Below are 16,004 nucleotides of genomic sequence, written 5' to 3'. Positions count from 1 at the left end.
ACAAATTATTTGAATTTTCGACAAAAACCTTAGGAGGATTTTCTATATATGCGTAATACGTTAAAGCCATCGCAAATTCTCTCCATTAGCTTATTGCTATTTGCAGTTTTCTTTGGCGCTGGCAATATGATTTTCCCACCCCTGCTCGGACTTTCTTCTGGAAAAAATATGTGGGTGTCTATTTCAGGATTTATCATTACAGATGTAGGTTTATCATTATTAGCAATTGTCGCTGTTGCTCTTGCAGGCGGCAGTTTTAAAAATTTAGCAAGCCGTGTTCATCCAAAATTCGCAGCAATATTAGCTATTATTATTTATCTTTCAATCGGCCCGCTATTTGTAATTCCAAGAACAAGTTCTGTTTCTTATGAAATTGGGATCGCACCCATTTTTCAAGATCATTGGTATTCTATGCTTGTTTTTAGTTTTATTTTCTTTACGATCGTCTACTTTTTATCCTTAAATCCATCCAAGCTAGTTGATCATATTGGAAAAATATTAACGCCTGTTTTACTTGGAATCATTGCGGTTATGGCAATAAAAGCTATTCTTACACCCGGCTCTTTCGTAGCACCTATCGGTGACTATAAGGAAATGCCATTTTTCAAAGGATTTCTGGAAGGATTTTTAACACTCGATGCAATCGGAGCTCTTGTTTTATCAACAATTGTTGTAAATGCCATTCGCCAAAATGGCGTTAACGAAAAAACATCGATTGCGAAGTACACCATTATTTGCGGAAGCATTGCAGCATTCTTTTTAACAATTGTTTATTTCTTACTTGGCTATATCGGGGCATCACACGGGAACCTTGGCCAGTTTGAAAATGGCGGTCAATTGTTAGCTACTGTGATGTATCACTTATTTGGGACAAGCGGTAATATTTTACTAAGCATCGCTATTATATTCGCTTGTTTAACAACAGCAATCGGTGTCGTAAGTGCATTTGCTAACTATTTTACAAACGTATTAACGAACGTTTCTTACAAAAAACTCGTTCTATCTGTTTGCATCTTTAGCTTTGTTGTTTCAAATTTAGGCTTAAGTTTGCTTATTAAAATTACATTACCTGTATTAATTATTTTATATCCAATTACAATCATTTTAATTTTCGTATCATTTATTGATAAATATACAAAACGAAAACCATCTGTTTATATCGGAGCAATGGTTGCAGCGTTTCTCATTAGCTGTATGAACGCCCTTGATAATATTGGAATGATTCCAGAGGCTATTACATCGATTGTCAGCACAATTCCTTTTTATAAATTAGGAGTTGGTTGGATCGTCCCAGCAATCCTTGGTGGAATTGTTGGTTATTTCATTCCGCAAACGCAAATGGAAGGTGAAGTTTCCACGAAATAAAAGCCTGTACCAAACGGTCATAAAAATTGATCATTTGGTGACAGGTTTTTATTTTTACCTCGTGCAACATAAGTACAAACATACAAGAAATGAGTAAATTAGACCCATTTCTTCACCTTGCCGCTATGAAAAAAATCACTAGATTATGAACCTAGTGATTCTTTTCGTATTCTATCGTCTTGTTTCACAAATGGCATATACAAAATGAAACACCCAATAAACGCTACAACTTCTAATGAAAGAATATAATATGGATGCGGTCCTAACATATCAAGTAAGGAAGCTGTTTCTGGTTTATGTGCTAAAAACATATAATTTCCACCTGTTTTATAATTCACAAATGAAACGATTGGAATGAATGCATTTAAAAAGACCATTGTGCGTTTAATAGAGCGAAATGTTGGTCTATACCCTTCCACCCAGGTCATAAAGAGCGGTGCCCATATGAGTAAAACGTGCGCCAGAAAATATTCAATAAAGCGAAAATGCGGAAAAGCATACTGCAAATTTGGAGTTAAAATGGCTTGTGATGCTCCGATAATCCCTGTGAAAAAGAGAATTTCATATAACTTATAACTTTTTGTAATGACCATAACCGTTGCTAGTAGTAAACTTATCGTACATAACTCAAAAGGTAAAGACGTGCGCAAATTAAAGATCCCCGCCTTTACTTGCCATATATCTAATCCAATTTCACTCCCAATCAATAAAAAAGCAATCGTATATCGAACAATCCTATTCCATTTCTTTTGACGAAGTAAATCTTGATATTGATAGAGAAAATAGATCCCCACACAGATCAAAACAAGGACAACTACATGTTGTTTTGAATAAGGAACAAACGGAGCGAGTGGCGCTCCTCGAAAATAAGTTTCCACATCTCTACCCTCCCTTTCATTCATATATATAGATTCTACTCTAGACATATACACTCTAATTTATGAAAGCAAAAAAGACACCGACCGCTACTTATGATATTCTCTTCCACCTAATATTATTGTAAGAAAGAAAAACGCCGTCAATCAATTTGTCTTTCCCCCTTCTTTAGTCTTATTTCTCAGCCCAATTCACAGCCATCCATAAACCTTACAAAATTGTAATGTTATTGTAAGCTAAAACGATTTGTCATTTTTTCCCTCCCTTCTATACTGAAGATAGATATAAAAACGAACAAAAAGGTGATAAATAAATGAAAAAGAAAAATAAGGTATTCATTACGAGTGTAGTAGCAATTGGAATTGCAGCAGGTTCCTATTTTGCTTTTACTGGAGGCTCTTCTGATGTAGCAATCGCCTATAGTGGTTACAAAGTAACTGAAAAGCAAATTGAAAACACACAAAAATTCGGCGGTGAAGTCATTCCAAATGGGATGGAGACAATTGCATTCGATCCATCAAAAGGAACTTATGAACTAGCTGTCCAAAAAGGCGATGAAGTGAAAAAAGGGCAACTTCTTTTCAAGTACAATGACCCTACGATGAAATTAGGTGTTACAGAGGCAGAAATGCAAAAGAAATTAGCTGAAAAAGAAGTAACATTATTAAAGAAACAAATTGATACAGCAAAACAAACATTACAAAAAAACAAAAACGCTGGAGCACCTCAAGAAATGCAAAAAGCGGCAGAAACAGAAGTACAGCAGCTTGAGTCACAACTGGAAATGAAAAAATTTGAAGTGGAAAAAGCGGAGCAAATGATAAAAGCAAACAAAGAAAAATTAACTACCCTTTCGGTAACAAGCCCTGTAGATGGTTTCATTGATGAAATTACGAAAAATACGGATGAAAAAATAGGTCTAAATGGGATTACAATTCGTCACACTGGTCCATTAAAAGTAAAAGGACAACTGTCAGAGTTCGAATTAGCTCATGTAAAGGTCGGGCAAGAAGTAACTATTACTTCCAAAACAGTACCAGGAAAAAAATGGACTGGAAAAGTAACAGAAATCACTTCAACACCGATCAAAAGCATGGATGAAAACAAAACTGTTTCTAATTACCAATTTATTGTTACATTAAATAATAGCGAAGACTTGCAAAATGGATTCCATGTATATGTAACAAATACATCCGGTGCAGCAACTGGCACTGTTATCCCAAAAAGTAGCATTGTGAAGAAAGGGGACAAAAACGTTGTCTTTGTTATGAAAGATGGAAAGGTAAAAGAACAACCAATCACTGTTGAATTCGAAACAGATAGTGAAGCAAAAGTTTCCGGTGTGAAAAAAGGAGAACAAATCGTTTCTAAACCTGATAAAGACTTAAAAGATGGCATGGAGGTCAATGCCCAATGATTGAATTAAAAGACATCACGAAATCTTTTCAAAACGGCGCCGAATCCGTTCAAGTTTTGCACGGTATTGATATCACGCTTAACCAAGGTGAGTTTACTTCTATTATGGGACCGTCCGGTTCTGGTAAGTCAACGTTAATGAATGTAATCGGCTGCTTAGATAAACCAACAACAGGTACGTATTTATTAGCCGGTCACAACATCTCAAATATGTCTGAAACAGAGCTTGCCCACGTTCGCAATAAAGAGATTGGATTTGTATTTCAAAACTTCATGTTACTCCCACGTCTCAGTGCTCTACAAAATGTAGAACTGCCTCTCATTTACGCGGGAGTAGATAAAAAAGAACGCCGAGAACGTGCATTGGCAGCTCTCACAAAAGTTGGTTTAGCAGAACGTGCCACACATTTACCAAATGAATTATCCGGTGGGCAAAAACAACGTGTAGCCGTTGCCCGTGCTATTGTAAATAATCCGAAGTTCATTCTAGCCGATGAACCAACCGGTGCGCTTGATACAAAAACGAGCAAACAAATTATGGATCTCTTTTACGAATTAAACAAACAAGGTTCAACCATCATTATGATTACTCATGATAGAGAGATTGGAGAAGCAGCTGCGCGCCAAATTGTAATTCGTGACGGAAATATCGTTCAAGATTGGAGAGGTTAACGTTGAACACAAATGAAAATATACGTATGGCCCTTTCCTCTATCTTCGCTCATAAAATGCGATCCATTTTAACGATGCTTGGGATTATTATTGGGGTTAGTGCCATCATTACAATCATCTCAATCGGGGACGGAACAAATGAAAAGTTCCGTGAGCAAATTGGAAAAGAAAAGAAAGACCAATTCTCCGTAAACTATATAACGGAAGATTACTCGGATATGGATGGAAAAATATCAGCAAGCATGTATGACAATGTATTAAAAATCAGCGGAGTTCAAGATGTATACCCTGATGTAAGTGGAAAAGAAAAAGTATATGCAGGAAAAGAAGAATTAAATCTTGATATCATCGGGGCAAAAGGTGACTATTTTGAAGATTCCTCCAAATTCCATCTCGAGCACGGAAGGTTTTTAACAGCTGCTGATTTAGATCGACCAGAACATTCAATTGTGTTAAATAAAGAAGCATTTCATAAATTATTTTCCTCATGGAAACCAAACTTATATATAGACATAAAAGGTACACCTTACAAAGTAGTTGGTGTATATTCTAAAGAATCCATGATGGGCGGCATAAAATTCAAAGAAGGTATCATTTCTGTTGAAAATTGGCCTGTCCTATTTGGAAAAAATAATTATGATGGCATTACAGTAAAAATTGATCCATCTCAAGATAAAAAAACTGTGCAAGATGCGGTTGTAAAATCATTAAATGATGCCAAAAAACCTGAGTATACAGGGAAATTTAAAGTACAAGATCCACAAGAAGCTTTAAAAGAAATTGATAACTTTACAGGTATATTAAAAAGTGTATTCGGTGGTATTGCAGCCATTTCATTACTTGTTGGCGGCATTGGTGTTATGAATATTATGCTCGTATCTGTAACAGAGCGAACGCGTGAAATTGGAATCCGAAAAGCAATTGGGGCGACGCGTGGAAAAATATTACTGCAATTCCTTATTGAATCTTGCATTCTAACAGCATTAGGCGGATTCATTGGATTTCTACTCGGTATTTTCTTCGCTTGGATTGTTGCTATGTTTGCTGGATGGCCACTTGTCGTTTCCGTAAAATTAGGAATTATTTCTGTCGCACTTTCTATGCTCATTGGGATTCTATTTGGTTTACTACCAGCTAATAAAGCGGCAAAACTTGATCCAATCGAGTGTTTACGTTATGAATAAAAAAACGGTAGAGAAGATGTTCTCTACCGTTTTTTTGCATGATCATTTCTTCCATGTAAATCCAAATTTATCCCATGCTTGTAAGTAATCCAGTAAGAAGATTTCTTCTTCCACGATATGACCCACTACGTTTGTCTTTCCTGTATTCTCCATATCTTTTAAGGCAATTTGTAATTCACCTTTATACTGACCGTACTCTTCATTATCGATTAAAATATCCCCTCGTTTAATCGCTCTTGTATGATGCGGTTTAAATTCTTCTTTTTTATATTTCACGCGACTTTGTGTTGAGCGAATCATATATTCTGATACGTCCCCACGATAGAAATGCGGTTCTTCCAATATAATCTTTCTCTCTAACTCTGTTGTTGTATCATAAATTTCCACATCAAATATTTGCTTTTCTTTATTGATTGCCCCAAGTACTTTTAGCTCAGCTTCTGATGCGTATGCATTTGCAATAATGACATCATCAATGACCCCTGTTGCAAATAAATGCTTCGCTTGTGTTGTAATTGGTAATTCACGATGTTGTTCGATTGTACATACCCCTTCCGTTACCGGCCACGGACCATATGTTGCATCAAAAGATGTAACAAACGCTGCCGTTCTCATTCCATACTCTTTAAATTGTTTCGTGCATTTCATAAAGTGCTCATAAGAAAGACCCGAATAGCGATGTGGATAGAAATTATGACAACCAATTAAATTTTCTTTGTTCGGACGATGACTCATAATATTATCAACATATTTTGTACCATTGCTCATATTAATCTCGATTTTTAGCCCATATGGATTATATGTCATAATAGATTCTTCTAATCCTGAAAAACCAACATCTAGACGAATACCATACGCACCTAATTTATGGAAAAATGACAAATCATTATAAGAAATACCAAGCTGCTCAAACACGGCTGGACTTATATCAACGAGCACTTGAAAACCTAATTCATTTGCATGAGAAATCGTTTCCTTGAATTCTTTAATAATTGTTTCTTTGTCTCCATCAACGGATAATAAACATGTAAACACTCGTGTAAATCCATACTGATGTGCTAATGTTAAATATTCCTTATCTTTCTCTACTGTAGAATGTTCTGGATAAATAGAAATACCTAATTGTCTCATAAAGTATACGCCTCTTTCTTCATCATAATTGTAAACCTTTACAAATAAATGTAGATGAATAACCTATATCCCCTAACCATTTCCTACACTTTTGAATCCGCTTTCTTTTCGAAAAACTTCTATCAATCATAACAACTGGCAGACTATACATCTATACTTTAACTCTTTTTTTAAGAATTGTGTAGCCTTTACACAAATTTGTAAATCTTTTTCATCTAAAAAATGATTCCCCCCCACTTCAGTTCAACTTTCTTGACTGTTACATTGGCCAATACATATACTCGAAGGAACAGAGAAAAATTATAATATAGGAGATGAATGTATGGGAGAAGCTGTACTTATAGAGCGAGAACCCTTATGGACAAAAGAATTTATCGCGCTAATTTTCGCTAATTTATGTATGTTCTTAGGTTTTCAAATGTTAATTCCAACGCTTCCTGTTTACGTAAAAGAAATTGGTGGCTCAAGTTCTAATATTGGTTTTGTTGTCGGCATATTTACTGTTGCAGCACTTTTTATTCGCCCCTTAACGGGAAATGCATTGCAGAAGTTTGATAAAAAAATTATTTTAATGACTGGAACTGCCATTTGTTTGCTAGCTATGGGTAGTTATTTGTTTGCTTCAACAGTATTTCTTCTGCTAGCTGTCCGTATTTTACACGGCACTGGTTTCGGTATGACAACCACTACATATGGGACGATTGTCTCTGACTTAATTCCACCTGCTCGCCGCGGTGAAGGAATGGGATATTTTGGTCTATCTGGAACGATGGCAATGGCACTTGGTCCTCTCATTGGATTATGGGTTATGCAAAACTATAACTTTACTATTCTTTTTTTATGTGCACTATCTTGCACTGTCGTTTCTTTAATTTTAACAAAACTATTAAAAATGAAAGCAATGGCAAAGCCATCTCTCCAAAAACCTGAGACATTTTTAGATGGTTTTATTGAGAAAAAAGCTTTACTTCCTTCATTGTTAATTTTATGTATTACCCTTATGTATGGAGGAATTGGTAGCTTTATTACATTATTTGCTGCACAAGTCGGAATTACTGATATTAGCCTTTTCTTCTTATTTAACGCACTCGCAATCGCTGTAACTCGTCCATTTTCTGGAAAGTTATATGATGCGAAAGGGCATATATTTGTAATAATTCCTGGTGTTCTCCTAACTCTTGCAGGAATTATTCTTCTATCATATACAACAACGATACCAAGTTTAATGATTGCTGCTAGTTGTTATGGTAGTGGATTTGGGGCCATTCAACCGGCCTTGCAGGCATGGATGATTGACCGGGTTTCTCCGCACAGACGAGGTGTCGCTACTGCAACATTCTTCTCTGCCTTTGACCTTGGCATCGGCGCTGGGGCAATTCTGTTCGGATTTATTGCCCATTTTACAGATTATGCAACTGTATATCGTTACTCATCCGTCTTGCTTATCGTATTCCTTTTTATTTACATAACAAATGTAAGAAAAGAAAAACGATTAGGGAAAAGACACGAAAAAGCTGCTGGATGACGATTCCAGCAGCTTTTCTTATTCATTACGACGATATTTTAATTTTGTTGTTACGTTATCACCGAAATAGGTCTCTATTCCATACGCACCTGCAGCAACAACCTTCGTTGTTAATATTACTTTATCTCCAGCCAATTGAATTGTGCCCTTTTGCAGTACATTACTTCTAATATTTTTAAATGAAAATGTCCCAATCCCGTTATTATCAAACGTTATCATTGTCTCATCTTGAGATCCATCAGGCTTTGCATTTTCACAATCTCTCGATTTTTGCCCATGCATTTGTGCACCTAATTGAATTCTCGCTACATTTTTCTCGCTAAATTGAAGAGTTGCAAAAATTCCATTCCCACAATAATCATCTGAGTCTGTCCATGTTCCACTATAAGATGTGAAGTCCTTTACTTGTACTGGCTCAGGTTTCTTTGGCTCAGATTGTTCTTTAGGCTTCTCGGCTACACTTTCCTGTTGTTTTTCTTTTAATTTGAAGACAACTTTCAGCGACTTTCCTATATTTGATCCATCTGTTGCTTTTACTTTTTTCGTTACAAATACAGTATATGTCCCTTGTTTCTTTTCTTTATCTTTCGATTCAACAACCAGTTTCGTCCCATCAATTTTCAATTTTGTATCTACTTTAGCATTCTCCTCGTCCATAACATAAACAGATTCAGGCGTCACTGTCCCTGGATCAATGTTTTTCTTTAAATCAATTTCCATTGGATCATCAGCAGTAATCGATGCTTGTACTGGAACTTCCTCAAACTTTTCTTCCGTTGTCTTATTCTCTTCCTTTTTTACTTTTGTATCAACTGGCTGATCTTTGTCTGCACAACCTGCCAAAAGCACTCCACACAACATAAATACTAGCATGAAGAGCTGACTTACATGCTTCATACACTTTCCCCCATTTAACTCGTTTTTAATAGGATGACAAAAAGTTTATTACCCTCTTATCTTTTCATATTATACCATTGTGTAACAATATATTTATATATTACTTATTAATTCATATCCTCTTCATAATCTGCATATTTTTCGTATATTGACCTCACAATATATATAACGCTTCTTCATCATTATTTTTTACAAATTTACCATTAAAACCAACTAAATCCAGGAGATTCTTTAAATAAATGTAAACTTTTTATTCCTTTGTAAATTTAGTGTAAATTTTAACGATAATCCGTTTACAGTCACTCGATGTTTAGTTAATAATTACACCGTACATGAAATATAAGGAGTGGAATTCGTGGAATTTAATATTCAAGATATGCTCTTCCAATTTATTGGGGGATTAGGTATTTTCTTATTCGGAATTAAATACATGGGAGATGGACTGCAACAAGCAGCTGGAGATCGTCTCCGTGATATTCTCGATCGCTTCACAACAAATCCACTGATGGGTGTACTAGCTGGTATGTTAGTTACTGTGCTCATTCAATCTAGTTCTGGTACAACCGCTTTAACAGTTGGACTTGTAAGTGCTGGATTTATGACGTTACGCCAAGCCATTGGCGTCATTATGGGGGCAAATATCGGAACAACTGTTACAGCATTTATTATTGGAATTAAAATTGGAGAATATGCTCTTCCTATTATGGCAATCGGAGCAATCTTACTATTCTTCTTTAAAAATAAAAAAGTACAATCTCTCGGACAAGTCGTATTCGGATTTGGGATGTTATTCTTCGGTTTAGAATTAATGAGTACGGGTATGAAGCCACTCCGTTCTTTAGAATCATTCCAAGAACTAACAGTAAGTATGAGTAATAATCCTATTTTAGGTGTGATTGTTGGTACTGTATTTACTTTAATTGTACAAAGTTCAAGTGCAACGATTGGAATCTTGCAAGAATTATTCGGGCAAGGAGCAATTGATTTAAAAGCTGCCCTTCCTGTATTATTTGGTGATAATATCGGAACGACGATTACCGCTGTTTTAGCAGCAATTGGTACTTCTATCGCAGCGAGACGTGCGGCACTCGTACATGTTATCTTTAATATCGTTGGAACCATTATCTTTACAATCTTATTAATACCTTTTACAAGTTTAATTCAATATTTCCAAACATCATTAAACTTAAATCCTGAAATGACAATTGCATTTGCACACGGAACCTTTAACGTGACAAATACAATCATTCAGTTCCCATTCATCGCTGTCTTAGCTTGGATTGTAACAAAAATCATTCGTGGAAATGATGCTGCTATCGACTTTAAACCGCAGCACTTAAATCCTATTTTCATTGAGCAATCTCCTGCTATCGCTTTAACAGAAGCACAAAAAGAAACGATTCGCATGGCAGAATTTGCATTACATGGACTAAAAGAAGCAAGCTGCTTTTTAAATACGAAAGAGAAGAAGCACGCGAATATGGCAGCTCAAGTAGAAGGAGCGATTAATAATTTAGATCGAAAAATTACCGACTATTTAGTATTGCTGTCTGAAAAGCCTCTTTCGCCAATAGATTCTGAAAAACATTCCGCGCTATCATCTGTTGTCGGAGATATCGAACGCATTGGAGATCACGTTGAAAATTTAATCGAGCTTGTAGACTCTCAAATTTCCAATCGAATTACACTATCTACTGAAGCCATGGCAGAACTAAATGAAATGCTAGAGTTAACAGTTTCTACCTTACAAGATGCGATTCATGCTTTAACAAACTTTGACACCGAACTGGCTCAAACAGTCATTACGAAAGAACGTAAAATTGATCAAATGGAACGTGTATTGCGTAAACGCCACGTTATGCGCCTAAATGAGCGCAGTTGCTCCGGTGATGCGAGCATTATCTTTGTCGATATGGTAAGTAATTTAGAACGTATCGGTGACCATGCTGTCAATATTGCAGATGGCGTGTTAGGAGAACAAGGAAAATTCTCATTAAGACAAACATTATAAAGATAAAAGAGACGCTTGAATCAGGCGTCTCTTTTATCTTTACTAAAGTCGCTTTCCTACCTAATTATGTAAACCCTCTTCTTGCACATATTTCAACAAATCTGACGTTTCTACGCTTTTCTCACATTACATATTTTCATTTCACATAAAACCTATTATACTTGTCATATATTCATAAAACACAATAATGACATGCTGTATAAATCTGACTTTTCATAAAATAAAATGAATTTTTGCGAAATGTAAATAATTTGTAATGTTCTTTTATATTAAATTTCATTATAATTAGTTGATATGAGTTTCGTATTTCAATCCAAATAAAGGAGTACATGAAATGGATCAAAACCCATCTTTACAAGAAAATACACGTAGTAATACAAAGAAAAAAGGAAAGAAAAAAACAAAAATTATTATAAGCGCCCTTTTATTATTTTTAATAATAGGAGGAGGTTATACTTGGTTTTTAGTCAATAAAGCATCTTCTGCTGTTCGAAACGCCGCTCACGATTTAGCGCGCGGTAATAAATCAGATTTACGTGATAAAGCTGTAAAACCTATTACAAATAATGTATCTGTATTAATAATGGGTGTTGATGAAAGCGATGTCCGCGGAAAAGAATACGGGAATGCAATCCGTACCGATGCCCTATTACTAGCAACTTTTAATAAAGATAGTAAAACGGTCAAGCTATTGAGCATCCCGCGCGACACATACACATATATTCCAGTAGAAAAGAAAAAAGATAAAATTACACATGCACATGCATACGGTTCAACGAAAAACGGAAAAAATGGCGGACCACAAGCAAGTATCGATGCCGTAGAAAAATTACTACATGTTCCTGTCGATTACTTTGTCAAATTCAATTTCAAATCCTTTATGAAAATTGTTGATGATTTAGGTGGCATTAAAGTGGACGTTCCTGTTGAATTCACAGAACAAGATAGTAACGATAATCCAGATGCAATTCACTTGAAAAAAGGTGTTCAAAAATTAAATAGTGAGGAAGCACTTGCACTTGCTAGAACGCGTCATATCGATAGCGACGCAATGCGCGGACAGCGCCAACAACTTGTGATTGAAGCCATTTTAAAGAAACTAACAAGCGTTGGTTCCGTTACAAAAGTAGGAAATATTATTGATGATATTAACGGACAATTCGTTACGAACTTAACATTTGATGATATGTTATCATTTTATAAATACGGTTCTGATTCTACACTTGAAAAACTACAAATTGAAGGAACAGACTGCTACATGGCTAAAGGTGACGACACATGCAGCAAATCTGCTGGTGGTGGTAGAACGTATTACTATAAACCAGATGAAAAGAATTTAAAAAGCTTAACAAATGAGCTTCGTGAACATCTTGGATTACCTGCACATACAAAGAAAGAGTCAGATAAGAAAAAGCAATCTAATCCTGAAACAGAAGACAATCAAGGTTCAAATCATAATAACAATGAAGAAGATACAGAAACAGAATCTAATGATAATTAATCAAAAACCCAGCTCTCTGGAGATAGAGCTGGGTTTCTATATATCTATCAATCCGAGAATTCCTAAAATTAAAACTTTTTTAACTATCAATTTTTATATCTTTAAATTATAATAACAAATAGCAGACCATTTTAATTAACAGGGGGCACATCCAAATGAAAGCAGCCGTAAAACATAATATTTCCGACTTTAAAGACTACTTAAAGTCCAATGATATATATATGGAAGAAATCGTTGATGAAAATGATGGTTCCGTACATTTCGCAGTAAACTTAACGACAGAAAGTGGCGCAAAAATAAACCTAATCGCCGCCTTCCATAATGACTATCCAACTGTAGATATATATTGCTTCAATGTTGCACAATTAGCTGATTCAACATCTAAAAGCGACATTTTATATATGCTGAACGACCTGAACACAACATATAGATTTGCAAAGTTTACACTAAACAATAGAAATATTATCGATATCTCCACTTCCCTCACCTTTTCAGAGCCACATTTTAACCCAGCGCTCGTCTTCGAACATACGAGAATGCTATATCAATTGGCGAATGATGAGTATGAAAAGATCATGAAAGTAATTTGGAGCTAAACAAATTTATGCAGAAGCAGTCTCTATTTATCTGTTTCAAACAGCGAGATGTATCGATTCATGTCAAATCGCCAATATTACTTATGATTCATATAACTGAACAAGAATGGACAAATAATGTAGTAACATTCTTTGTCCATTCTTTTCATTATATACCTATTCTTTACACATACTTCCGATGCACCATCTTCCCATCATATGAAAAGACAACGCCCTTATTCTCCACAACAGATTCCATATGCACTGTTCTTCCCCACAGTTGATACATATAAGACAATACTTTCTCCAAATACTTCAAATCAAGTTCAATCCCTTCATAATAATGCTTTAAGTATAGCTCACCAGTTTTTAGGTAATCTCCATCTTCAACTATTAAATATGGTAAATCACCATTTTTTCCTATGTTTACTGGCTGATCTCGTACATGTGTCCATATGACTATACTAACTCCATTAAACTAAAGTACTCATTGGCTTAGTTTAATAAAAAGTTAACAAAATTTTTTAAAAGGATCTGATTGTAAACGCCAAGGTGAATTTTACACTTTCTGCTAAGTTTCCTTTTACACTTTAGATTACGCATAGCCCACTTGACATGGAGCCTCTACAGGTATGATAAACAGCCTTGAAGCCTTGTTAATAAAAGAACCACAGCTGATTTTACAAGGCTATTATACCTGCTTCTCCAAATAAAGTGGGCGACAAATGTGGATAAAAGTGTAAAGTTCATATTAGCGAAAACTGTAAAATTTATTCTAGTGTTTACACTGATTTGTTAGTTTTAGAAATATATTCCTAAAACTAACAAATTGTAATATAATTATCTTTATAAACAGATATCCATTTTTTCGGAGGAGAATATAATGACAATAACTGCAGTTACACAAAATATTAATGCATTTAGAAACCATTTACAAGCAGAAAATTTCCATATGATGGAAAACACAAATAATGATGGCTCTATTTTCTTTTCTACAGATCAAAGAACAGATAGCGGGGCAAATATACGTCTAGTGGTTGCATTTAGCAACGATTATACTAGCGTAGATATGTATTGTTTTAACGTCGCACAGGTTAATAATCCTCTAAAAAAAGACGCTATACTAACACTGCTAAATGACTTGAATACGGATTATAGATTTGCAAAATTTACAATTGAAAACTCGAATTCTATTACTATTTCAATTCCTTTAGACTTTTCTGAAACTAATTTCGACCCTTCATTAATAATGAAACATCTTTTCGGATTATATAATTGCGCGGATAAAGAATACCAAACTTTCATGAAGTTAATATGGGCTTGATTTAATAGATAAAAATAACGGGGAATCTTCCCCGTTATTTTTCAAATCACCTATTTTACTTTAATTAATACTTAACTATAAATGCCCTCACACATACTTCCGATGCACCATCTTCCCATCATATGAAAAGACAACGCCTTTACCCTCTACAACCGACTCCATATGAACCGTTCTTCCCCATAATTGATAAATATATGGCAGTACCTTCTCTAAATATTTTAAATCGAGCTCAATTCCTTCATAACAATGCTTAATATATAGCTCGCCATTCTTTAAATAATCTCCATTTTCTACGACTAAATATGGAAATCCGCCATTTGTCCGCATATTTACAAGCTGATCGCGAACGTGTTCCCACTCTTTATCCACTACTTTATACTCTTTCCCTTGGCGCTGGAATAAGTACATATCTTCTCTCATCACTAAGTCCTTATTTAAATAGTTTCTTAAAAATGATACGTCCCATTCAATTTCCCGTACTTCAAAGATTTTTTCACGCCCTGACCCAGGCTTCACCCCGCGACGCTTCATCTCTTCTGTCGGGTTATTATAGCGCTCTTCAATATCCTCAAACACTTTAATACCGAGGTAGTACGGATTAATGTTCGTTTTAGAAGGTTGCACAACGCCTGCATTTAATTTCGCAAATTCAATCGATTCATCAGACGTTAAGTCCATTTCGCGAAGTATGCGTTGGTGCCAATACGAAGCCCAGCCTTCGTTCATGATTTTCGTTTCCAGCTGCGGCCAAAAATAAAGCATTTCTTCCCTCATCATCGTTAAAATATCGCGCTGCCATTCTTCTAGTTCGCGGCTATACTCTTCGATAAATAAAAGCAAGTCTTTTTCAGGTCTTGGTGGAATTTTTTTCTTTTTTCTTATTCGCACTGGTTCTTTCTTTTTATTTCGTTCATCTAATCTCCATAAATCATCGTATTCTGAAACTCGTTTCTTTTCTACTTCTTCCTCTTCCACATCCTCGATGCTCCATGCTAATTTTGGTCGCATAAGCGATGGATCAATATGCTCTTGAATTGCAAGTACAGCATCTAAAAATTTTTCGACCTCTTCTTTTCCATATTTATGCTCATACGCTTTCACACGATCAGCAGTCGCAGCCATACTTTCCACCATATCGCGCTTCGTATTCGAAAAGCGAATGTTATTTTTAAAGAAATCACAATGCGCTAATACGTGCGCTACAATTAATTTATTTTGAATTAAAGAATTCGTATCTAATAAAAATGCATAACATGGATTCGAGTTAATCACAAGTTCATATATTTTACTAAGCCCCAAATCATAATGCAGCTTCATTTTGAAGAACTGTTTTCCAAAGCTCCAATGTGAAAAACGTGTTGGCATGCCATACGCACCAAATGTATAAATAATTTCCGCTGGGCATACTTCATAACGCATCGGATAAAAATCTAGTCCAAACCCAGTCGCAATCTCTGTAATTTCAGCAATCGCATATTGCAGTGCTTTATCATCACTCGCTCTCATTCTTTTCCCTCCTTACACTCT

At 35.4% G+C, this 16,004-nt stretch carries 13 protein-coding genes and 1 pseudogene; 9 read left to right on the top strand and 5 right to left on the bottom strand.

Features of this window, described 5'->3' with window-relative positions; all coding sequences use genetic code 11:
* The first annotated feature begins 48 nt into the window (after nt 1-48).
* Entirely contained in the window at nt 49-1,365 is a 1,317-nt protein-coding gene (gene brnQ2, locus MR063_RS15970; RefSeq protein WP_242199346.1) for a branched-chain amino acid transport system II carrier protein BrnQ2, read from the top strand.
* A gap of 143 nt (nt 1,366-1,508) precedes the next feature.
* Here brnQ2 and MR063_RS15965 read toward each other — a convergent pair whose 3' ends face one another.
* Nucleotides 1,509-2,243 (bottom strand): YwaF family protein, encoded by a 735-nt coding sequence (locus MR063_RS15965; protein ID WP_242199341.1) that lies wholly within the window; start codon nt 2,241-2,243, stop codon nt 1,509-1,511.
* Between the two features lie 311 nt (nt 2,244-2,554).
* Here MR063_RS15965 and MR063_RS15960 point away from each other — a divergent pair, with 311 nt between their 5' ends.
* From MR063_RS15960 to MR063_RS15950, 3 genes are read left to right on the top strand one after another with little or no spacing between them, the layout of a single operon-like run.
* On the top strand, nt 2,555-3,658 hold the full coding sequence (locus MR063_RS15960; RefSeq protein ID WP_210370668.1) for an efflux RND transporter periplasmic adaptor subunit: 1,104 nt from the start codon (nt 2,555-2,557) through the stop codon (nt 3,656-3,658).
* Nucleotides 3,655-4,329, top strand: a complete 675-nt coding sequence (locus MR063_RS15955) for an ABC transporter ATP-binding protein (RefSeq protein ID WP_210370667.1) — start codon at nt 3,655-3,657, stop codon at nt 4,327-4,329. The genes MR063_RS15960 and MR063_RS15955 overlap by 4 nt, the downstream gene beginning before the upstream one ends.
* 26 nt (nt 4,330-4,355) lie before the next feature.
* A complete protein-coding gene (locus MR063_RS15950; protein WP_428040273.1) occupies nt 4,356-5,513 on the top strand; it encodes an ABC transporter permease in 1,158 nt (385 codons plus the stop codon).
* Between the two features lie 42 nt (nt 5,514-5,555).
* On the opposite strand, the gene MR063_RS15945 is transcribed toward MR063_RS15950, so the two are convergent.
* Nucleotides 5,556-6,644: a DUF871 domain-containing protein gene (locus MR063_RS15945; RefSeq protein ID WP_242199332.1), complete on the bottom strand. Its 1,089-nt coding sequence runs from the start codon at nt 6,642-6,644 to the stop codon at nt 5,556-5,558.
* 322 nt (nt 6,645-6,966) lie between these two features.
* Here MR063_RS15945 and MR063_RS15940 point away from each other — a divergent pair, with 322 nt between their 5' ends.
* The gene (locus tag MR063_RS15940; RefSeq protein ID WP_210370664.1) at nt 6,967-8,169 is read left to right on the top strand and encodes an MFS transporter; all 1,203 of its coding nucleotides are present in this window, start codon (nt 6,967-6,969) and stop codon (nt 8,167-8,169) included.
* Nucleotides 8,170-8,187: 18 nt separating this feature from the next.
* Here the strand turns inward: MR063_RS15940 and MR063_RS15935 are convergent, their stop codons facing one another.
* Nucleotides 8,188-9,066: an Ig-like domain-containing domain gene (locus tag MR063_RS15935; protein ID WP_242199330.1), complete on the bottom strand. Its 879-nt coding sequence runs from the start codon at nt 9,064-9,066 to the stop codon at nt 8,188-8,190.
* Between the two features lie 355 nt (nt 9,067-9,421).
* Here MR063_RS15935 and MR063_RS15930 point away from each other — a divergent pair, with 355 nt between their 5' ends.
* The 3 genes from MR063_RS15930 (at nt 9,422) to MR063_RS15920 (ending at nt 13,174) form a co-directional block, all read left to right on the top strand.
* A complete protein-coding gene (locus tag MR063_RS15930; protein ID WP_087097799.1) occupies nt 9,422-11,077 on the top strand; it encodes a Na/Pi cotransporter family protein in 1,656 nt (551 codons plus the stop codon).
* Nucleotides 11,078-11,411: 334 nt separating this feature from the next.
* Nucleotides 11,412-12,578 carry an LCP family protein gene (locus MR063_RS15925; protein ID WP_087097798.1) on the top strand — a complete coding sequence of 389 codons (1,167 nt, stop codon included), beginning with the start codon at nt 11,412-11,414 and terminating at the stop codon, nt 12,576-12,578.
* Nucleotides 12,579-12,733: 155 nt separating this feature from the next.
* The gene (locus MR063_RS15920; protein WP_087097796.1) at nt 12,734-13,174 is read left to right on the top strand and encodes a hypothetical protein; all 441 of its coding nucleotides are present in this window, start codon (nt 12,734-12,736) and stop codon (nt 13,172-13,174) included.
* 163 nt (nt 13,175-13,337) lie between these two features.
* Here the strand turns inward: MR063_RS15920 and MR063_RS15915 are convergent.
* A pseudogene (locus tag MR063_RS15915) lies at nt 13,338-13,607 on the bottom strand (stage V sporulation protein R); the annotation flags it as partial.
* Nucleotides 13,608-14,036: 429 nt separating this feature from the next.
* Between MR063_RS15915 and MR063_RS15910 the strand changes: the two are divergent.
* Complete coding sequence (locus MR063_RS15910; protein WP_242199328.1) at nt 14,037-14,477, top strand: YbjN domain-containing protein; 441 nt, start codon at nt 14,037-14,039, stop codon at nt 14,475-14,477.
* An 87-nt stretch (nt 14,478-14,564) separates the two neighbouring features.
* Here MR063_RS15910 and MR063_RS15905 read toward each other — a convergent pair whose 3' ends face one another.
* Nucleotides 14,565-15,983, bottom strand: coding sequence for a SpoVR family protein (locus tag MR063_RS15905; RefSeq protein WP_087097792.1), 1,419 nt, complete (start codon nt 15,981-15,983; stop codon nt 14,565-14,567).
* Between the last annotated feature and the right edge of the window lie 21 nt (nt 15,984-16,004).

Source organism: Bacillus cereus group sp. BfR-BA-01492 (assembly GCF_022662815.1).
In the GTDB taxonomy this organism is placed as follows: Bacteria; Bacillota; Bacilli; order Bacillales; family Bacillaceae_G; genus Bacillus_A; species Bacillus_A cereus_BD.
The sequence above is the reverse complement of the archived record's forward strand: the minus strand, read 5'-3'. Positions and strand labels throughout refer to the sequence as shown.

Coding starts and splice junctions, on each gene's coding strand:
- MR063_RS15945 (WP_242199332.1), bottom strand. CDS start 6,644: ATGAGACAATTAGGTATTTCTATTTATCCAGAACATTCTACAGTAGAG.
- MR063_RS15925 (WP_087097798.1), top strand. CDS start 11,412: ATGGATCAAAACCCATCTTTACAAGAAAATACACGTAGTAATACAAAG.
- MR063_RS15905 (WP_087097792.1), bottom strand. CDS start 15,983: ATGAGAGCGAGTGATGATAAAGCACTGCAATATGCGATTGCTGAAATT.
- MR063_RS15955 (WP_210370667.1), top strand. CDS start 3,655: ATGATTGAATTAAAAGACATCACGAAATCTTTTCAAAACGGCGCCGAA.
- MR063_RS15910 (WP_242199328.1), top strand. CDS start 14,037: ATGACAATAACTGCAGTTACACAAAATATTAATGCATTTAGAAACCAT.
- MR063_RS15935 (WP_242199330.1), bottom strand. CDS start 9,066: ATGAAGCATGTAAGTCAGCTCTTCATGCTAGTATTTATGTTGTGTGGA.
- MR063_RS15950 (WP_428040273.1), top strand. CDS start 4,356: ATGGCCCTTTCCTCTATCTTCGCTCATAAAATGCGATCCATTTTAACG.
- brnQ2 (WP_242199346.1), top strand. CDS start 49: ATGCGTAATACGTTAAAGCCATCGCAAATTCTCTCCATTAGCTTATTG.
- MR063_RS15960 (WP_210370668.1), top strand. CDS start 2,555: ATGAAAAAGAAAAATAAGGTATTCATTACGAGTGTAGTAGCAATTGGA.
- MR063_RS15940 (WP_210370664.1), top strand. CDS start 6,967: ATGGGAGAAGCTGTACTTATAGAGCGAGAACCCTTATGGACAAAAGAA.
- MR063_RS15920 (WP_087097796.1), top strand. CDS start 12,734: ATGAAAGCAGCCGTAAAACATAATATTTCCGACTTTAAAGACTACTTA.